The organism is Streptomyces oceani, assembly GCF_001751245.1.
In the GTDB taxonomy this organism is placed as follows: Bacteria; Actinomycetota; Actinomycetes; order Streptomycetales; family Streptomycetaceae; genus Streptomyces; species Streptomyces oceani.
Window position 1 is genome coordinate 27,762 of record NZ_LJGU01000164.1, and the last position, 16,954, is coordinate 44,715.

The 16,954-nt window shown below is 71.5% G+C and carries 15 protein-coding genes and 1 pseudogene; 5 read left to right on the top strand and 11 right to left on the bottom strand.

Going from position 1 to position 16,954, the window contains the following annotated elements; all coding sequences use genetic code 11:
- Window positions 1-34: 34 nt before the first annotated feature.
- A complete protein-coding gene (locus AN216_RS25935; protein WP_107402106.1) occupies window positions 35-829 on the top strand; it encodes a formylglycine-generating enzyme family protein in 795 nt (264 codons plus the stop codon).
- A gap of 75 nt (window positions 830-904) precedes the next feature.
- Here the strand turns inward: AN216_RS25935 and AN216_RS25940 are convergent, their stop codons facing one another.
- The 5 genes from AN216_RS25940 to glpX all read right to left on the bottom strand — a co-directional run bounded on the left by AN216_RS25940 (window position 905) and on the right by glpX (window position 8,044).
- Entirely contained in the window at window positions 905-2,722 is a 1,818-nt protein-coding gene (locus tag AN216_RS25940; RefSeq protein ID WP_070199168.1) for an ATP-binding SpoIIE family protein phosphatase, read from the bottom strand.
- A 194-nt stretch (window positions 2,723-2,916) separates the two neighbouring features.
- Entirely contained in the window at window positions 2,917-5,439 is a 2,523-nt protein-coding gene (locus AN216_RS25945; RefSeq protein WP_070199169.1) for a SpoIIE family protein phosphatase, read from the bottom strand.
- A 116-nt stretch (window positions 5,440-5,555) separates the two neighbouring features.
- Window positions 5,556-5,786 carry a hypothetical protein gene (locus AN216_RS25950; protein WP_070199170.1) on the bottom strand — a complete coding sequence of 77 codons (231 nt, stop codon included), beginning with the start codon at window positions 5,784-5,786 and terminating at the stop codon, window positions 5,556-5,558.
- A 141-nt stretch (window positions 5,787-5,927) separates the two neighbouring features.
- On the bottom strand, window positions 5,928-6,680 hold the full coding sequence (locus tag AN216_RS25955) for a GntR family transcriptional regulator (protein WP_070199171.1): 753 nt from the start codon (window positions 6,678-6,680) through the stop codon (window positions 5,928-5,930).
- A 326-nt stretch (window positions 6,681-7,006) separates the two neighbouring features.
- The gene (gene glpX / locus AN216_RS25960; protein ID WP_070199172.1) at window positions 7,007-8,044 is read right to left on the bottom strand and encodes a class II fructose-bisphosphatase; all 1,038 of its coding nucleotides are present in this window, start codon (window positions 8,042-8,044) and stop codon (window positions 7,007-7,009) included.
- A 244-nt stretch (window positions 8,045-8,288) separates the two neighbouring features.
- Between glpX and AN216_RS25965 the strand changes: the two genes are divergently transcribed.
- The gene (locus tag AN216_RS25965) at window positions 8,289-8,837 is read left to right on the top strand and encodes a DUF4245 domain-containing protein (protein ID WP_070199173.1); all 549 of its coding nucleotides are present in this window, start codon (window positions 8,289-8,291) and stop codon (window positions 8,835-8,837) included.
- A gap of 71 nt (window positions 8,838-8,908) precedes the next feature.
- On the opposite strand, the gene AN216_RS25970 is transcribed toward AN216_RS25965, so the two are convergent.
- Together AN216_RS25970 and xseA are read right to left on the bottom strand one after the other, a co-directional pair.
- A complete protein-coding gene (locus AN216_RS25970) occupies window positions 8,909-9,205 on the bottom strand; it encodes an exodeoxyribonuclease VII small subunit (protein ID WP_070199182.1) in 297 nt (98 codons plus the stop codon).
- A gap of 10 nt (window positions 9,206-9,215) precedes the next feature.
- A complete protein-coding gene (gene xseA, locus AN216_RS25975; protein WP_079167005.1) occupies window positions 9,216-10,517 on the bottom strand; it encodes an exodeoxyribonuclease VII large subunit in 1,302 nt (433 codons plus the stop codon).
- A 64-nt stretch (window positions 10,518-10,581) separates the two neighbouring features.
- On the opposite strand from xseA, the gene AN216_RS25980 reads away from it, so the two are divergent.
- The gene (locus AN216_RS25980; protein ID WP_079167006.1) at window positions 10,582-11,622 is read left to right on the top strand and encodes a 4-hydroxy-3-methylbut-2-enyl diphosphate reductase; all 1,041 of its coding nucleotides are present in this window, start codon (window positions 10,582-10,584) and stop codon (window positions 11,620-11,622) included.
- A 102-nt stretch (window positions 11,623-11,724) separates the two neighbouring features.
- Here AN216_RS25980 and AN216_RS28490 read toward each other — a convergent pair whose 3' ends face one another.
- The gene (locus AN216_RS28490) at window positions 11,725-12,459 is read right to left on the bottom strand and encodes a DUF6542 domain-containing protein (protein WP_139141006.1); all 735 of its coding nucleotides are present in this window, start codon (window positions 12,457-12,459) and stop codon (window positions 11,725-11,727) included.
- A 252-nt stretch (window positions 12,460-12,711) separates the two neighbouring features.
- Here AN216_RS28490 and ychF point away from each other — a divergent pair, with 252 nt between their 5' ends.
- On the top strand, window positions 12,712-13,803 hold the full coding sequence (gene ychF, locus AN216_RS25990; protein ID WP_070199175.1) for a redox-regulated ATPase YchF: 1,092 nt from the start codon (window positions 12,712-12,714) through the stop codon (window positions 13,801-13,803).
- Here the strand turns inward: ychF and AN216_RS25995 are convergent.
- On the bottom strand, window positions 13,793-14,713 hold the full coding sequence (locus AN216_RS25995; RefSeq protein ID WP_070199176.1) for an RCC1 domain-containing protein: 921 nt from the start codon (window positions 14,711-14,713) through the stop codon (window positions 13,793-13,795). The two genes, ychF and AN216_RS25995, sit on opposite strands and share 11 nt — an antisense overlap.
- 179 nt (window positions 14,714-14,892) lie before the next feature.
- On the opposite strand from AN216_RS25995, the pseudogene AN216_RS30940 reads away from it, so the two are divergent.
- Window positions 14,893-15,255 (top strand): annotated as a pseudogene (locus AN216_RS30940) (helix-turn-helix domain-containing protein); the annotation flags it as partial.
- On the opposite strand, the gene AN216_RS26005 reads toward AN216_RS30940, so the two are convergent.
- Complete coding sequence (locus AN216_RS26005; RefSeq protein ID WP_070199178.1) at window positions 15,237-16,148, bottom strand: amidohydrolase family protein; 912 nt, start codon at window positions 16,146-16,148, stop codon at window positions 15,237-15,239. The pseudogene AN216_RS30940 and the gene AN216_RS26005 overlap by 19 nt on opposite strands.
- Window positions 16,149-16,322: 174 nt before the next feature.
- Window positions 16,323-16,883, bottom strand: a complete 561-nt coding sequence (locus AN216_RS26010) for a DJ-1/PfpI family protein (protein WP_070199184.1) — start codon at window positions 16,881-16,883, stop codon at window positions 16,323-16,325.
- Between the last annotated feature and the right edge of the window lie 71 nt (window positions 16,884-16,954).

Here is a 16,954-nt window from a genome sequence, read left to right on the forward strand (position 1 = left end):
CGGGCGCGCCGGTGGCCCGGGCGGCTGGCGGGAGCTGTCCGGCGGCACCTTCCTGATGGGCTGCGCGGACAGCCCGTACCCGGCCGACGGCGAGGGGCCGGTGCGGGAGCGGCACGTGGCGCCCTTCGCCCTGGCGGCCACAGCCGTGACCAACGCCGAGTTCGCCGGCTTCGTGGCGGCCACCGGGCATCGCACGGACGCGGAGGAGTTCGACTGGAGCTTCGTCTTCGAGGGCTTCCTCCCGCCCGACGCGCCACCCGCCCGGGCAGCCGTGCAGGCGCCGTGGTGGCGGCAGGTCTTCGGCGCGGACTGGCGTCGTCCCGAGGGTCCCGGCTCCGACGTGGCCGGGCGCGGCGACCATCCGGTGGTGCATGTGTCGTATGCCGACGCACTCGCCTACTGCGACTGGGCGGGGGCGCGACTGCCGGGAGAGGCGGAGTGGGAGTACGCCGCGCGTGGCGGCCTGACCGGTCAGCCGTTCCCGTGGGGCTCGGAACGGGAGCCGGAGGGTCGGTTCCGGATGAACGTCTGGCGTGGCTCCTTCCCGGACGAGAACACCGCGGCCGACGGGTACGCGGGGACGTGCCCGGTGGACGCCTTCCCGCCCAATGGTTACGGGCTGTTCAACATGACCGGAAACGTATGGGAGTGGTGCGCGGACCGGTTTGGGCCAAGCGAGACGCGGGTACTGCGCGGTGGCTCGTACCTCTGCCACGCGTCGTACTGCCTGCGCTACCGCACCTCGGCCCGGATGGGCAACACCCCGGACAGCTCCAGCGGGAACACCGGCTTCCGAGTGGCCCGCTCGGTGCCACCGGCCGACGGGTGAAGCGGTGTCGGCCGTGAAGCGGCCGACGGAGGAAGCGACCAGCGACCGAGCACCCCGCGTCCCGCCGACGCGGCCTCAGAACAGGCTGAGCAGGGCCTCTGAGGGGTCCGCCGGCTTCGTGTCCCCGTCCGGCAGCGGCAGTTCGAACCACACGGTCTTGCCGTACGGCGTGCGCCGGCTCCCCCAGCCCGAGCTGAGCAGCCCGACCAGTTGCAGTCCGCGGCCACCCTCGTCCGTGGCGCCCGCACGACGCCGCCGTGGCTGCACGAGGCCCGAGTCCCACACCTCGCATACCAACGTGCGGTCGAGCAACAGCCGCAGCCGGATGTCGCCCTCGCCGTGCCGCAGAGCGTTCGTGACCAGTTCGCTCACCAACAGCTCCGCGGTGTCCGACAGTTCCTGCAACTGCCAGGTGGCCAGCTGTTGGCCCGTGAGTTCGCGCGCGCGGGAGACGGAGCGCGGCTCGGCCGGCAGCCGCCAGTCACCCACCGAGTCAGCCGGCAGTCCCTGCACCCGGGCCATCAGCAGCGCGATGTCGTCCTCGCCGTCATGCACGTTCAGCTTGTTCAACACCCGGTCCGCGGCGTCCTCCAGCTCGTACGGGGCGTCCGTGAAGGCCGTACGGAAGGCGTGCAGGCCCTCGTCGAGGGGGTGGTCCCGGGACTCGACCAGGCCGTCGGTGTACAGCGCCAGCAGCGAGCCGTCCGTCAGCTCCACCTCGACCTGCTCGAAGGGTTCGCCGCCCACGCCCAACGGCACGCCCTTGGGCACCTCCAGCAGCATCGCCGAGTCGTCGTCCGGTTCCAGCAGGAGCGGCGGCATATGGCCGGCGTTGGCGAAGGTGCAGCGTCGGGTGATCGGGTCGTAGACGGCATAGGCACAGGTCGCGAGGTACACCTCCGCCAGGTCGTCGGAGCCGCCGCGCTGCCCGCGTGCCTGGCGTCCGCCGCTCTCGGGTGCCGGGCGACCGAGGCCGAGGGCGATCTCGTCCAACGCCCCGAGCACCTCGGCGGGCTCCAGGTCGAGGAGCGCCAGGGTGCGTACGGCCGTGCGCAGCTCGCCCATCGCGACGGCCGCGCGCAGTCCGCGGCCCATCACGTCGCCCACCACCAGGGCCGTGCGATGGCCGGGGAGTTCGATGACGTCGAACCAGTCGCCGCCGACCTCCGTCGCCGCGCTCCCCGGGAGGTAGCGGCAGGCGATGTCGAGCCCGGCGGCCTCCGGGCTGCCCGGTGGCAGCAGGCTGCGTTGCAGGATGAGGGCCCGCTCGTGTTCGCGGCGGTAGAGCCGCGCGTTGTCGATGCACACGGCGGCCCGGGCGGCGAGTTCGGCCGCCAGGGCGGCGTCCCGTTCGCCGAACGGCTCGCTGCCCTTCGCCCGGGAGAACTGTGCCACCCCGAGCACCCGGTCCCGGGCCACCATCGGCACCGAGAGGGTGGACTGCACCACCGCACCGAACCGCGCGGGCATCGATTCCTCGGCGGCCGAGGTGTGCTGTATCCGAGCGGTGCGCAGCGCTTCGCCGCCGGCGGAGCTGTGGGCGAAGCGGTGGGTGGCACCGACCGGGACCGGACCGGACTCCTGTCCCTCCGTCGTCTCCTGCGCCGCGAGGGAGGAGGGGGCTCCGGACACCGCGCTCGCGAAGCCGACCCGGCGCAACTCGCCGTCCGCGCTCGGGCCGGCGGCGTGCGGTTCGTCGCCGGCCAGCACGTCCTGGAACAGGTCGACCGAGGCGAGATCGCAGAACTGCGGCACTGCGACGTCCAGCAGCTCCCTGGCGGTCGTCTCGAGGTCGAGTGAGTTCCCGATCCGCGCACCCGCCGCGTTCAGCAGCGCGAGAGCGCGGCGTACGTCATCCGGTTTCCCGGCCGCCTCGACTGGGATGTCACTCAACGCCGCCCCTTCCCGTTCCGGTGCGTTCACCGGTCAGAGCAGTGTCGCAGGTCGCGGCCGTACGGAACATGCTCCTGCCGAGCATCTCGCGATTGTCCGCCACCGTGCCCGCGACCACGCCTTTCACCGTCCTGTTCGGGACCCCACGATCCGTGCGGCCCGCTGCGGACCTTCCGTGCGGTCCCTCCCCACTCCTAACCAGGCAGCGGCAGCTCGAACCAAACGGTTTTTCCCATCGCCCCGTGCCGGGTCCCCCAGCGCCGTGCCTCCCGGGCGACCAACTGGATTCCCCGCCCGCCCTCGTCGTCTTCGGTGGCGTTCCGCGCACGCGGCGGGTCCGGCAGCGGATCGGACACCTCCACCAGCAGGGAGCTGCCCCGCACCATGCGTACGCCGACGGGCCCGTGGGCGTACCGCAGTGAGTTGGTCACCAGTTCGCTGACCAACAGCACCGTCTCGTCGACGAGCGACTCGAGCTGCCAGTCCAGCAGCGTGTCCCGGACGTTGACCCGCGCTCTGCGTACGGGATAACTGCCGGCCTCGAGCGTCCAGGAGACCGCGCTGTCCTCCGGAAGGACACCGAGCTGCGCCATCAACAGGGCGGCGTCGTCGGCTGCGTAGTCCGGATCGGGTGTTCCCAGGGTGGTGATGACGGCCTCGCACGCGTCCTCCAGCGCGTCCTCGGTGGTCTCCTGGGTGGGCAACTCGCGGGTGAGCTGCTCGCCGAGCCGTTCGACACCGTCGGTGATGTCCTCTCCCCGGTGCTCCACGAGCCCGTCGGTGTACAGCACCAGTACCGAGCCCTCCACGATCTCCAGCTCCCTGGCCTCGAAGCCCAGTTCAGCGACCCCCAGGGGCGCGCCCGACGGCAGATCGACCTGCTGGACGTGGTACCCGCCGGTGTCGTCCGGTTCCAGCAGCAGCGGCGGCAGGTGCCCGGCCTTGGCGAGAGTGCACCGCCGCGTCGAGGGGTCGTAGACGGCGTAGAGGCAGGTGGCCATCAGCGGGTCGGCGGTGCCTTCGGCGAGGTCGTCGGAGATGTCGTTGATGTGCCGGAGCAGGTCGTCGGGCGGCAGGTCGAGCGCGGCGAGCGTGCGTACTGCCGTACGCAGCCGGCCCATCGTGGCGGCGGACCGCAGCCCGTGGCCGGTCACGTCACCCACCACGAAGGCGACGCGCCCGCCAGCCAGCCGGATCACGTCGAACCAGTCGCCGCCCGCCTCGGTGCCGCTGCTGCCCGGCACATAGCGATACGCGACCGCGACACCCGGGGGCTCTGGCACCTGTTGGGGCAGCAGGTTGCGCTGGAGCATCAGGGCGGTCTCGCGCTCCCGTGCGTAGAGGCGGGCGTTGTCGAGGGAGGTTCCGGCCCGTTCGGCGATCTCCGTGGCGAGCACGAGATCGTCCGCGTCGAACGGCTCCCGGCCGGTGGCCCGACCGATAGCCAGCAGGCCCAGCACGATGCCGCGCGCCCGCAGCGGCACGATCACCGCCGAGTGCATGCCCAGTTCGAGGATCGCCTGTGCTCTGGGGTCGCTCTGCTGTATCGCGGAGGCCAACTGCTGCCGGGAGGTGAGAAGCCGCGGCTCGCCACTGGCGAGCACCCGGCCGAAGGTGTAGCCGGCGTCGAGGACGACCTCCTCGCCCGTGTCCAGCAGTTGCCGCACGGCCGGCCCGTGTTCGGCGGCCGCGGTGCCGAGCATCAGCAGCGGGGTCGTGTCGGCCAGTTCCCCCTCGGGCAACTCGCCGCCCTGGGCGAGTGCCCTGATCAGCATGACGCCCGCGAAGTCGGCGAACTCCGGCACCAAGGCGTGCGCGAGCGAGCGCGCGATGGGCGACACGTCGAGCAGATCGCCGAGTGCGACACCGATCCGGTCGAGCAACGCGAGCCGCTGCCGGGCCTGTTCGATCTTGTGCGCGGCCTCCCGCCGCTCCGTGACGTCGAGCACGGCGCAGGTCAGTCCGATGACCTCGCCGGTGTCGTCGGCAAGCCGGCTGTACGACACGGAGCGGGCCCCGACGCCGTTCGGGGCGGCGGTGACCATGTCGATGACCGGACGACCGGTGCTCAGTACCGCCTCCTGTACCCGCAGCACGTCCTCCGCCATCCGCGGTGGCAGCGTGTCACGCACGGTCCGGCCGATGTGGTCCGCCAGCGGCACGCCGTTCAGATCGGCCAGTGCCTCGTTCAGCCGCACGTAGCGCAGCTGGGGGTCGAACAACGCGATGCCCAGCGGCGAGGACTCGAAGAGGGCGTTCAGCGCGGCCAGCTCCTGGCTGATCGGGAACAGCCGGCTGCTCTCGGCCAGGTTCACGATGACGTAGGGAGCGGCGGGCCCCTCCGAGACGAGGAACGCGCGCCCGGTCAGGTCCACCCGGTGGCCGTTCCGGTGCCGTGCGAGGAGGGTGCCGCGCCACTGCTGTTCCTCGCGCAGCACGGTGAGGACGCGAGCGGCCTGGTCGGCGGCGTCCTCCGCCGGAGTGGGATAGAGCCACGCGGTGCTCTGCTGGCCGACCAGTTCGGCGGCGGACCAGCCCAGGATCTCCTCGGCGAAGGGGCTCCACAGCAAGACCTCGCCGCGGGTGTCCATCAGCACGACACCGACTCGGAGGGTGTCCATCAGTCCGGCGGGGGTGTCTTCGGGCGGTACGACCGCCCCGGCCACTGCTCCGGGAGTACGGTCGGCGCCGTCACCCGGCCCTGCGGTCTGTGCCACCCGCCCACGTCCCTGATCGGGTTACCTGCTTGCTCGGGAGCTCCCGCCGACAAGCCGGACTCGGAGAGTCCGGCAGCGCGACCCTCCACCAGTGATATACCCGATTTTTCTGCTAATCAGCCACTTCCGCTGGAGTCCGCGGGGCGGCTTTCCACCACGTAGCCCTCCGCTTCCGGCTCCACTCCGGCCTCGGAGGCCGCAGCGCGAGCGCCACCCAGGCGATCAGCGGTCCGCTGCGCCTCCACCCGGGTGGCGTAACTGCCGACCCGGTAACGATTCCCGCGTCGGTCCTGACGTATGAGAAGCCAGGGCAGCACACGGCTGCCGTCGCCGTTCGCTCTTCGCATATGCCAGAGCCTACGCAAGGGCTCTCACGCAACGCATTCAACTTTTCACGACGGGCGAACGAGAACGAGCACGAACGATCAATTCCAGTCAGTTCGCGCGCGGTGCCCCACGAGCCGCGCGCACCCGCCGTCCGCCTCCGGTCACTTCACCGGCAGGTGGTACGAGAGCCGGAACCGGTCTGCCCGCGTCACCACGTCCGCCGTCTCGACCGGCCGGCTGCCGGCGTAGTACGTGCGCTCGACGACCAGCAGCGAGTCACCCGGGACTCCACCCAGAGCCATGACCTCCTCGGCCTGACCCGGGCGGGCACCCACCTCCTCCAGCACGTTGTCCACCACCACCTCGATCGCCGCCATCCGCTCCACGACCCCCTGGCCCGCCAACGGCCCCTCCTCCGGCAGCATCACCGGAGTACGCCCGGTCACGGACAACGGCTCCCAGGAAGTGGACAGCATCATGGGCCCGCCCTCCGAGCGAAAGAGATAGCGCGTCCGCATCACCCGCTCCCCCTCAGCCACACCCAACCGCAGCGCGATCGCCGGAGTCGCCTCGCGCTGCTCGCTGCGCGCCTCCCACGTCCCCTCCACCCGCTCGTCGGACTGCTCCTGCCGGAACGCGCTGGCGCTCCCGAGCGCCCGGTATCCCGTACGCGCCACCCGACGTGGGGTCTGTCGCTCGCGCACGTACGTGCCCGAGCCGGAGCGGCCCTCGACCAGCCCCTCGGCCATCAGCACCTTCCGTGCCTCCAGCGCGACGGTGTCGGAGACGCCGTACTTCTCGCGGATGCGCGCCTGGGACGGCAGGCGGGCGTGCGGCGCCAGCTTGCCGTCGACGATCATCCGCCGCAGGTCACCGGCGACGCGCAGATACGCGGGCTGCTCACCGAACGACACGACCGACCCCTCCCGTCTGTCCGCAGCGCGCTTCCCCCACGCCACCCGGCCCGCCGGACGAGCCGGCTCGGGAAACCGGCGGCGACCAGCCACGCCTTTGACAATCTGCAACAGAATGACAACCGTGGGTCGTTACCGCAAGGGGCGACCAAGGATTCACCCGAAGTGATGATCTGCTGCTCAGCACCGCGTCAGGCCGCGCACACCGCGCGCCGTGCGCCGCGTGGAGGCAGCGCCGAGAGCCGGGAGCCAGGCGGTTTCCGATGGGCCCCGCGCCCCCGAGAAACCGGGACCTTCGGACCCGCCCTGATTCCGGACTTCGCCCGTCAGTGAGCGCGTCCGTCGAAGTCCACCGCGCTGTACGCCCGGAGCTTCGCCAGTTGGTGAGTGGAGTCGATCTTGCGGATGGTGCCTGACTTGGAGCGCATGACGAGCGACTGGGTGTACGCGGTCTCCCCCCGGTAGTGCACCCCGCGCAGCAGGTCACCGTCGGTGATCCCGGTAGCGACGAAGAAGACGTTCTCCCCCGCGACCAGGTCCTCCGTCTGCAGCACCCGGCCCGGGTCGTGCCCCGCCTCCAGGGTCTGCCGCCGCTCCTCCTCGTCCTTCGGCCAGAGCTTCCCCTGCAGCATCCCGCCGAGGCACTTGATCGCGCAGGCGGCGATGATCCCCTCCGGCGTACCGCCCACCCCGAGGAGCAGGTCGACGCCGGTGCCCGCGCGTACGGCCATGATCGCACCGGCCACGTCCCCGTCGGAGATGAACTTGATCCGGGCGCCGGAGTCCCGTACCTCCTGGGCCAGGTTCTCGTGCCGGGGCCGGTCGAGCATCACGACCGTGACGTCCCCGGGAGCGCAGCCCTTGGCCTTGGCCACCCGCCGGACGTTCACGGCGGCCGGCGCGTTGATGTCCACGAACTCGGCCGCCTCCGGCCCGGTGACCAGCTTGTCCATGTAGAAGACGGCGGTCGGGTCGAACATCGCCCCCCGCTCCGCCACGGCCAGCACCGAGACGGCGTTGCTCATGCCCTTGGCCGTCAGCGTCGTGCCGTCGACCGGGTCCACCGCGACGTCGCACTCCGCGCCGGTGCCGTCGCCCACCCGCTCGCCGTTGTACAGCATGGGCGCCTCGTCCTTCTCGCCCTCGCCGATCACGACGACACCGTTCATCGAGACGGTGGAGACCAGGGTGCGCATGGCGTTCACGGCGGCGCCGTCCGCGCCGTTCTTGTCACCGCGGCCGACCCAGCGACCCGAGGCCATGGCCCCGGCTTCGGTGACCCGTACGAGTTCGAGCGCGAGATTGCGGTCCGGAGCCTCCGGACTGACCTCGAGCGGAGCGGGAAGATGATGACTCTCCGACATCGGACGCACCTTTCTGTACGGCTGCCGCCGCGCTGACCAGGGTGTGCACCGACTCTACCGACAGACCGGCAGGATGAGCAGACCACCCCACGTTTGAGCGCGTGCTACCGGCGACGAGGCCCCGGGCGGCGGACACGGCGAGCATGCGACGGAACGGTCGCACGGACAGAGGCCCGCGCAGGCGGCGCGGGGCAGCCCTGGGCAGCGCAGGGCAGTACGGACCCGCGTCAGGCCGCCGGGAGCGATGAGGGACGATGGACGGGTGGCAGCAGACAAGAAGCGCGGCACGCAGACCGTGCGGGACATGGTGCTCTCGCTGGCTGTGATCGTCCTCGCGGCCGGGGTGGCCTACCTGTTCATCCCGAACGACGAGGACAAGGACCCGGTCAGGACGGTGAGTTACGACATCGAGGTGGACCAGGCCCGACGCGCGGCGCCCTACCCGGTGGCGGCTCCACAGGGGCTCGGCGACAAGTGGCGTGCCACCTCCGTGAAGTACGAGAGCGCCACCGCGAAGCACTCCTCCTGGCACCTGGGCTTCATGACCCCGGGCAACGAGTACGCCGCGGTGGAGCAGAGCGACTCCCGCACCGACCGGTACGTCCAGGACGTCACCCAGGGCGCCGAGAAGACCTCGCGCACCACCCGGATCGCCGGAGCGGAATGGACACGCTACGAAGGGACGAAGTACGACGCCCTGGTGCGCACCGGTCCCGAGGCGACCACCGTCGTCACCGGCACCGCCTCCTTCGAGCGCCTGACCGAGCTGGCGGCCTCGCTACGGGCTGACTGAGCCCAGCGGGTCGCACGCGCCCTGCGCGCCGAACCCCGGCCCGTACACGCTCGCCGCCCGCCACTCGCGACTCACCGCCCGCCGGGCTCGGCGGCGGAGGCCGCGTCCCGCTCCTCCTCCGCGCCCTCCTCAGCCAACGCGGCGTCCAGGCGCTCACGCGCGCCCGCCAACCGCTCCCGGCAGACCCGCGCCAACTCCTCGCCCCGCTCCCACAGGGCCAGCGACTCCTCCAGGGTCGAACCGCCCGCCTCCAGTCGCTGCACGACCTCGACCAACTCGCCGCGCGCCTGCTCGTAGCTCGGCTCGGAGCCGGCCGCGTCCGCCGCCTCCCCCGGGACGTCCGTGGCCGCGGTTCCGTTCGTCGTCATGGGGGCCACACTAAGCCCCACCACCGACACCACCGCCAGCCTCGTGGCCGACCTCGGCTCCGGCTCCCTCGTCGGCCTCGGCCCGGGCCTCCGTCTCATCGGCGTCCGCCCGTACGCACACGGCGAACTCACCGCCCGCGACCCGTGCCCGCAACCGCTCCCCCACCGCCGTCTCCCGTGGCGTACGGACCACGGCACCGTCTTCCCGTTGCAGCACCGCGTAGCCCCGCTCCAGGGTGGCCGCCGGGGACAGCGCGACAACGCGGGCGCGGGTGTGCGCGAGGTCGTCCTCCGCCCGGTCCAGCCGGTGTCCGAGGGTGCGCCGGGAGCGCCCCAGCAGCTCGGTGACCTCCGCCTCCCGCCGCTCCAGGACCGTATGCGGATCGGCGAGCACCGGTCTGCGGCGGATCTCGGCCAGCCCCCGCTCCTCCCGGTCCAGCCAGCCGAGCAGCACCCGCCGGGCCCGCTCCCGCAGCGCGCGCACCCGCTCCAGCTCCTCGCCCACGTCCGGCACGGTCCGCTTCGCCGCGTCGGTGGGCGTGGAGGCACGCAGGTCGGCGACCAGGTCGAGCAGCGGAGAGTCCCGCTCGTGCCCGATCGCGGACACCAGCGGAGTGCGGCAGGCCGCGACCGCGCGCACCAACTCCTCGTCGGAGAACGGCAGCAGGTCCTCCAGCCCGCCACCGCCCCGGGCGACGATGATCAGGTCCACCTCCGGACGCGCGTCCAGCTCCCGCACCGCCTCGACCACCTGGGACACCGCCTTCGCCCCCTGCACCGCCACCTGCCGCACCTCGAACCGCACCGCGGGCCAGCGGATCGCGGCGTTCCGCAGGACGTCCCGCTCGGCGTCCGAGGCACGACCGGTCACCAGACCGATACGGTGTGGCAGGAACGGCAGCGGACGCTTGCGGTCCGCGTCGAACAGGCCCTCGGCCCCCAGGGTCCGCTTCAACGCCTCGAGCCGCACGAGGAGTTCCCCCACCCCGACCGGGCGGAGCTGCGCCGCACGCAACGACAGCGTGCCCCTCGGCGCGTACCACGACGGCTTGGCGTGCACGACCACCCGTGAGCCCTGCGTCACCGCGTCGCCGACCCGCTCGAAGACGTCGGGCGGACACACGACGTTGACCGAGACCTCCTGCGCCGGATCGCGCAGCGTCAGATACACCCAGCTCCCGCGGGAGCGCCGGTTCAGCTGCGTGATCTGCCCCTCCACCCAGACCGCGCCCAACCGCCCGATCCACTCGCCGATGAGCAGGGACAGCTTGCCGACCGCGACCGGTGCCTCGGCGGAGGTCTGAAGAGCCATGCCCGCAAGGCTACGGGCCGCCGCTGACACGTCGGGGTCCGAGCAGGCCCGTACGATGGGTGCCATGACTGCTACGCCCGCCCGTCAGCCGGCCACCGACCCGGGCGAGGACGCCACCCCCGGAGGGCACGCCACCTCCGGGGGCCGCGTCCTGCTCGCCGCCCCGCGCGGATACTGCGCCGGGGTCGACCGTGCCGTGATCGCCGTCGAACAGGCCCTGGAGCAGTACGGCGCACCGATCTACGTCCGGCACGAGATCGTCCACAACAAGTACGTCGTCCGGTCGCTGGAGCAGAAGGGCGCGGTCTTCGTCGAGGAGACCGAGGAGGTGCCTCCCGGCGAGATCGTGATCTTCTCCGCGCACGGAGTGGCCCCGACCGTCCACGAGGAGGCCGAGCGCGGCAAGTTGGCCACCGTCGACGCCACCTGCCCGCTGGTCACCAAGGTGCACAAGGAGGCCGTCCGGTACGCCAAGGACGACTACGACATCCTGTTGATCGGCCACGAGGGTCACGAGGAGGTCATCGGCACCAGCGGCGAGGCCCCGGAGCACATCACGGTGGTGGACGGCCCGGACGACGTGGAGAACGTCCGGGTGCGCGACCCGGAGAAGGTCGTCTGGCTCTCCCAGACCACGCTGTCGGTCGACGAGACCATGGAGACCGTCGACGCGCTGCAGAGTCGCTACCCGAATCTCCTCAGCCCGCCGAGCGACGACATCTGCTACGCCACGCAGAACCGCCAGACGGCGATCAAGGAGCTGGCCGCCCGCTCCGACCTCGTGCTGGTGGTCGGCTCTCAGAACTCCTCGAACTCCGTCCGGCTGGTCGAGACCGCGCTCAGCCACGGCGCCCGGGACGGCCATCTGGTCGACAACGCCGAGGAGATCGACGAGGCGTGGCTGGAGGGTGTCGACACCATCGGCCTCTCCTCCGGGGCCTCGGTGCCGGAGGTGCTGATCGACGGCGTACTGGAATGGCTGGCCGCCCGCGGCTGGGACGGCCTGGAGGTCGTACAGCCGGTGCAGGAGCACATGCAGTTCTCGCTGCCGAAGGAGCTGCGCCGGGACCTGCGGGCGGAGGCGGCGAAGAAGCAGGCGGGCTGAACCGCGCGGGCGCGCGGGAAGCTCAGCCCGCGCGCCCGCACCTCCCGCGCTCCTGTCAGCGCGTGGGTTCGGCCTGCGCGAGCGTCAGCCGGTACGCGCCGATCAGCCGTGCAGGTGTGGCAGCCGCTCCGTGCGGCTCTGCGGCTCGACCCGTGGCTGTCCGGACCGCCGTACCGCGGGCTCCGGGTCCGATCGCCGTTGCCCGGCCAACGGGCGCTGGCCCTCGGTTCCGGCCCGGCGCGGACCGGCCTGCTCGACCTGCCTGGCTCGGCGTACGGCCTCCCCGTCCCGGGCCGTACGAGCCGCCGGGCGCTCCCGGGCGTCCCGTCCCGCCGCCCGGGCTCGCCGCTGGGCTCGCCTCGCCCGTACGTACCTGATCCGGCGCGCCACGGCGATCAGCCCAGCGATCACCGTGCCGCCGTACAACCAGCCGGCCTGCAGGGACAGCCCGGTGACCAGGCTCATCAGCAGGTCCCCAAAACCGTCCGAGTCCGGGGTGCGCAGGAAGAGGCCGGCGGTGAAGGCGAGCGGCACGGCGACCGGGGCGGCGAGCGCGTCCGCGGGCCGTACCCAGACCGCGGAGACGACGCTGACCAGCAGGAACGAGACGCCGTACGGTGTCGGGGCGCCGTCCAGCAGCAGCGCGTCCAGGCCACCGAGCAGGGTCATCAGCGCGATCGCGAGCAGGCCGCTGCCCAGTCCGGTCAGTCGTGGGCCGGGCAACCGGGAGAGCACGGAGGCCACCCCGGAAGGGGCTCGGGACGCTCTGGGTCGCCGGTCGGCCGGGGCCGTTCGCCGCTCACGCTGCCGGGACGCACGCATGCTGTACTGCTCCACCGCACCAACGTAGGCTGCGAACCCCGTCGGCGCCCGGCATGGACACGCACGAGAATCATCTTGTCTTCCTGTGCGACCGGCCGCGACCGGATCACGGGCCTCCGCCCCGTCCGTCGTACGGCCGACCGGGCGGTCCGGCACCGCCCGTAGACTGGTGCACCGGTCCGGGAAACGGGCCGCCCAGTCCTGCCGGAGCCTCCTCGCCGGAGCCACGTCCGGCCAGCAGCCACCAGCCTTACGGGAAGTCGCCACGTGTCGCTCACGATCGGAATCGTCGGCCTGCCGAACGTCGGCAAGTCGACCTTGTTCAACGCCCTCACCAAGAACGACGTACTGGCGGCCAACTATCCGTTCGCCACCATCGATCCACACGTCGGAGTGGTCGGGCTCCCCGACCCGCGCCTGACCCGGCTCGCCGGGCTCTTCGACTCACAGAAGGTGCTGCCGGCCACCGTGGACTTCGTGGACATCGCGGGCATCGTGCGCGGAGCCAGCAAGGGCGAGGGGATGGGCAACCAGTTCCTCGCGAACATCCGCGAGGCCGACGCGATCTGCCAGGTCATCCGGGCGTTCGAGGACGACAACGTGGTGCATGTCGACGGCAAGATCTCCCCGCGGAACGACATCGACACCATCGACAGCGAGCTGATCCTCGCCGATCTGCAGACCATCGAGAAGGTGCTGCCGCGGCTGCAGAAGGAAGCCCGGGTCAAGAAGGAGAAGCAGGCGGAGGTGAAGGCCGTGGAGGCAGCGCAGGCCGTCCTGGAGGAGGGCCGTACCCTCTTCTCCGCCGGTATCGCCCAGGGCACCGAGGCGGCCGAGCAGCTGCGCGAACTGCACCTGCTGACCACCAAGCCGTTCATCTACGTCTTCAACGTCGACGAGGACGAGTTGACGGACGAGGCTTTCAAGGAGGAGCAGCGAGCCCTTATCGCCCCTGCCGAAGCGGTGTTCCTGAACGCCAAGCTGGAGGCGGACCTCGTCGAACTGGACGACGAGGAGGAGGCGTTGGAGCTGCTGCGTACGGTCGGCCAGCAGGAGCCCGGACTCGCCACGCTGGCCCGGGTCGGCTTCGACACCCTCGGGCTGCAGACGTACCTCACCGCGGGCCCCAAGGAGTCCCGCGCCTGGACCGTCCGCAAGGGCGCGACGGCCCCGGAGGCGGCGGGAGTGATCCACACCGACTTCCAGAAGGGCTTCATCAAGGCCGAGGTGATCTCGTACGACGAGCTGGTGGCCGCCGGCTCGATCGCCGAGGCCCGAGCGAAGGGGAAGGCGCGGATGGAGGGGAAGGACTACGTCATGCAGGACGGGGACGTGGTGGAGTTCCGCTTCAACGTGTGATCGAGTTCCGGTGCGACGTCCCGGTCGAGCGGTCGGGTCGTCGCCGACGGCGCTGCCAGGTGCTCACCTCGCACTGCTTGTCGGTGTTGTCGCCCGCCGCTACGACGGTTCCGTCGGCGAGGAGCCCGAGGGAGTGCGAGGACCCGGCCGCGATCGCTAGCACACCGGTCCAGGCAGCCACGTCGCACTGTCCGGCGTGATTCGCGCCGACGGCGTGCGCCGTTCCGTCGTCACGCAGGGCAAGGGTGTGATGGCTGCCGGCCGCGATCGCGGTGACGCGGTGCCACTGCGCGACGTCGCATTGGTTCCCCGCGTTCTCGCCGGTGGCGACGACAGTGCCGTCATCCCGCAGACCGACCGTGTGCAAAGAGCCCGCGGAGATGCGGACCAGGTTCCGCCAGCCGCTGATGCTGCTCTGTCCTCGCTGGTTGTTGCCCGCGGCGAGAGCGGTGCCATCGCGTCGTACAGCGACGGAGTGCCAGTCACCGCAGGCGACCGCGACGACGCCCCTCCACGCCCCCACGGTGCATTGGCCCTCTGCGCCGCGCCCGATCGCCACCGTTGTCCCGTCCGCCCGCAGGCCGAGAGTGGTTCTCCACCCGGCCGCTACGGCCACGATTCCGGTCCACTCGTCGACCTCGGTCTGTGCGTCGTCGTTCCAACCAGTGGCGAGGACTGTTCCATCCGCTCGCAGTCCGACGGTGTGCGATCGGCCGGTGTTGCGGGCGGCGTGCACGTTCCCGGCGGCGACGGCGACGACGTCCGACCACGGCTGCACGTCGCACTCGCCGGCACGGTGGTTGCCGGTGGCTACGACCGTACCGTCCTCGCGACACATCACGGAGTGGCGGCGGCCGGCCGCCAGCACGTCGGCCATACGGTCTCCCTCGGTCAGGTCGCGGCGCCTCATGGTACGACCGCCTCTGCCGCGGCCGGCGAGCTCGCGGTCTGGGCTGCGACTGACATCGCTCGCCGTTCGCCATGTCGCTGGTCAGCGAGTGAGGCTGCTCCGTGCGGGATCTCGGTCGAGTGACCTGTCGCAGTGAAGGTTGAGTGATTCTCATCGAAGGTTGAGCGGTCTGCCCGGCCTGCGGGGTGTTCGCCACCCGGGTGAAGGGCTCGGCGGTGGCCCGGCCCCGCGACTTGCCGTACGGCGAGAGCGGGCTGGAGTTCCGCTGGTACAAGCGCCGCTGGTGGTGCCGCGAGCCGCGGTGCCCGCGCCGGTCGTTCACCGAGCAGATCCCGCAGATACCGGCCGGCGCACGGATCACCACACGGCTGCGAGCCCGGGCCGGACACCGGGTTCGTGACGCGGGGTCCACCGTCATCCAGGCCGCCCGTGACCTGCACCTGTCCTGGCCGACCGTGATGGACGCCTTCCGCACCGCCGCCCGCGAGGTCACCGAAGACGGGACGTCGTGCGCGGCATGCTGTCACGACGACGGCGGTTGATCCGAGCGAGGTGTCGTCGCGGCGGCCGGCGCTCGCACGTCGTAGAAGCGTTCGGCGGTGTGGGCCCAGAATGCGTCGGCCTCGGCGGGTCTCGGTTGGGTGACGAGCTGGTCGGTTAGTGCGACCACGTCGGTGTAGGCGAGGAGCTGGCTGGAGACCGGCCAGTCGCTGCCGAACATGACGCGGTCGGCGCCGAAGGTCTCCAAGAGGAAGTCCGCGTAAGGCTGGAACTGCGTCGGCGACCAGCCGGGCCCGACCTCGGTGAGCATCCCGGAGAACTTGCACCAGGTACTTGGCCGCTCGGCCAACCGCAGCATCCACTGCCGCCACTGGTCGTCAGCGTCTGGCCGGTAGGTGGGCTTGGAGAGGTGGTTGATCACTGTCGGCAGTCCCGGGACCGCCTCGAGAGCGGCGTGAAGGGCGGGCAGGTGCTCGGTGCGGGTGAGGGCCTCGAAGCGCAGTCCTAGCTCGTGGAGCCGCTCGAGGTTGGCGTGCACCTGCGGGCGTGTGATCCAGTTCGGGTCGGGCAGGTCGTGGATCATGGGTCGCACCGCCCGCAGATAGTCGTCGGCGGCGAGCTCGGCCAGCAGCTCGGCGTCCTCGGGCCGGTCGAGGGCCACCCACCCGGTCACCCCGAGTACGAAGTCGGTGGCGTGGGCGAGTCGGAGCAGGAATCGAGTCTCCTCTACCGACGGTGCGGCCTGCACCAGGATCGTCCCGCCGACCCCGCTGGCCTCCAGGGCGGGGGCGAGGTGCTCGGGCAGGTGATCCCCGCGCAGCGGCCCGTCTGTCGGCATCCAGGGGTAGTCGCCGCGCGCGACCCGCGCGGCGCTCCACAGGTGGTGGTGGGCATCCAACCGCCTGCGGTGCAGAACCTCGGGGGGATGAGTCATCGGCACTCCTGACGCGCGTCCGGGACGGTCGGCGGGTACGGTGATGGGGCTCCCTGAAAGTCCCCACTCCCTGCTCGGGGGTGTCCCCACATCTGCTCAGTGGATCTCCCCTTCCACAGGCCACCTGACCTGCGAATGGGCGCCACAAGGGATCCCGGGTGGCTGGTGAGGCTGTCAGGCAGGCTCCAGGGCGCGGGTGAACTCGCCGACGACGGCGGCGCAGAAGGCCGGGAGGTCCTGGGGGCCGCGGCTGGAGATGAGTGACCCGTCGATGACGACCTCCTCGTCGACGACTTCGGCGCCGGCGTTGCGAAGGTCGGTGCGGACGCTGGGCCAGGAGGTCAGGCGCCGGCCGCGCAGGACGTCCGCCTCTGCGAGGGTCCACGGCCCGTGGCAGATCGTGGCGACGGGCTTGCCGCTGGCCATGAAGTCCCGTACGAAGGCGACAGCGTCGGGGTCGGTGCGCAGCTGGTCGGGGTTCATGGTGCCGCCGGGCAGCAGGAGGGCGTCGTAGTCCTCGACGGACGCGTCGCGGACCTTCTTGTCGACGGGGAAGCTGCCCGCGGGGTCGATGTCCATCTGGCNGTCCCGTACGAAGGCGACAGCGTCGGGGTCGGTGCGCAGCTGGTCGGGGTTCATGGTGCCGCCGGGCAGCAGGAGGGCGTCGTAGTCCTCGACGGACGCGTCGCGGACCTTCTTGTCGACGGGGAAGCTGCCCGCGGGGTCGATGTCCATCTGGCGGGCGTTGATGTGGCCGTCGTGCGGGGACAGGAGTTCGGTCTGGGCGCCGACGCCGTGCAGCGCGC

Coding starts and splice junctions, on each gene's coding strand:
- AN216_RS25950 (WP_070199170.1), bottom strand. CDS start 5,786: ATGCGAAGAGCGAACGGCGACGGCAGCCGTGTGCTGCCCTGGCTTCTC.
- glpX (WP_070199172.1), bottom strand. CDS start 8,044: ATGTCGGAGAGTCATCATCTTCCCGCTCCGCTCGAGGTCAGTCCGGAG.
- AN216_RS25965 (WP_070199173.1), top strand. CDS start 8,289: ATGAGGGACGATGGACGGGTGGCAGCAGACAAGAAGCGCGGCACGCAG.
- AN216_RS25970 (WP_070199182.1), bottom strand. CDS start 9,205: ATGACGACGAACGGAACCGCGGCCACGGACGTCCCGGGGGAGGCGGCG.
- xseA (WP_079167005.1), bottom strand. CDS start 10,517: ATGGCTCTTCAGACCTCCGCCGAGGCACCGGTCGCGGTCGGCAAGCTG.
- AN216_RS25980 (WP_079167006.1), top strand. CDS start 10,582: ATGACTGCTACGCCCGCCCGTCAGCCGGCCACCGACCCGGGCGAGGAC.
- AN216_RS25995 (WP_070199176.1), bottom strand. CDS start 14,713: ATGAGGCGCCGCGACCTGACCGAGGGAGACCGTATGGCCGACGTGCTG.
- AN216_RS26005 (WP_070199178.1), bottom strand. CDS start 16,148: ATGACTCATCCCCCCGAGGTTCTGCACCGCAGGCGGTTGGATGCCCAC.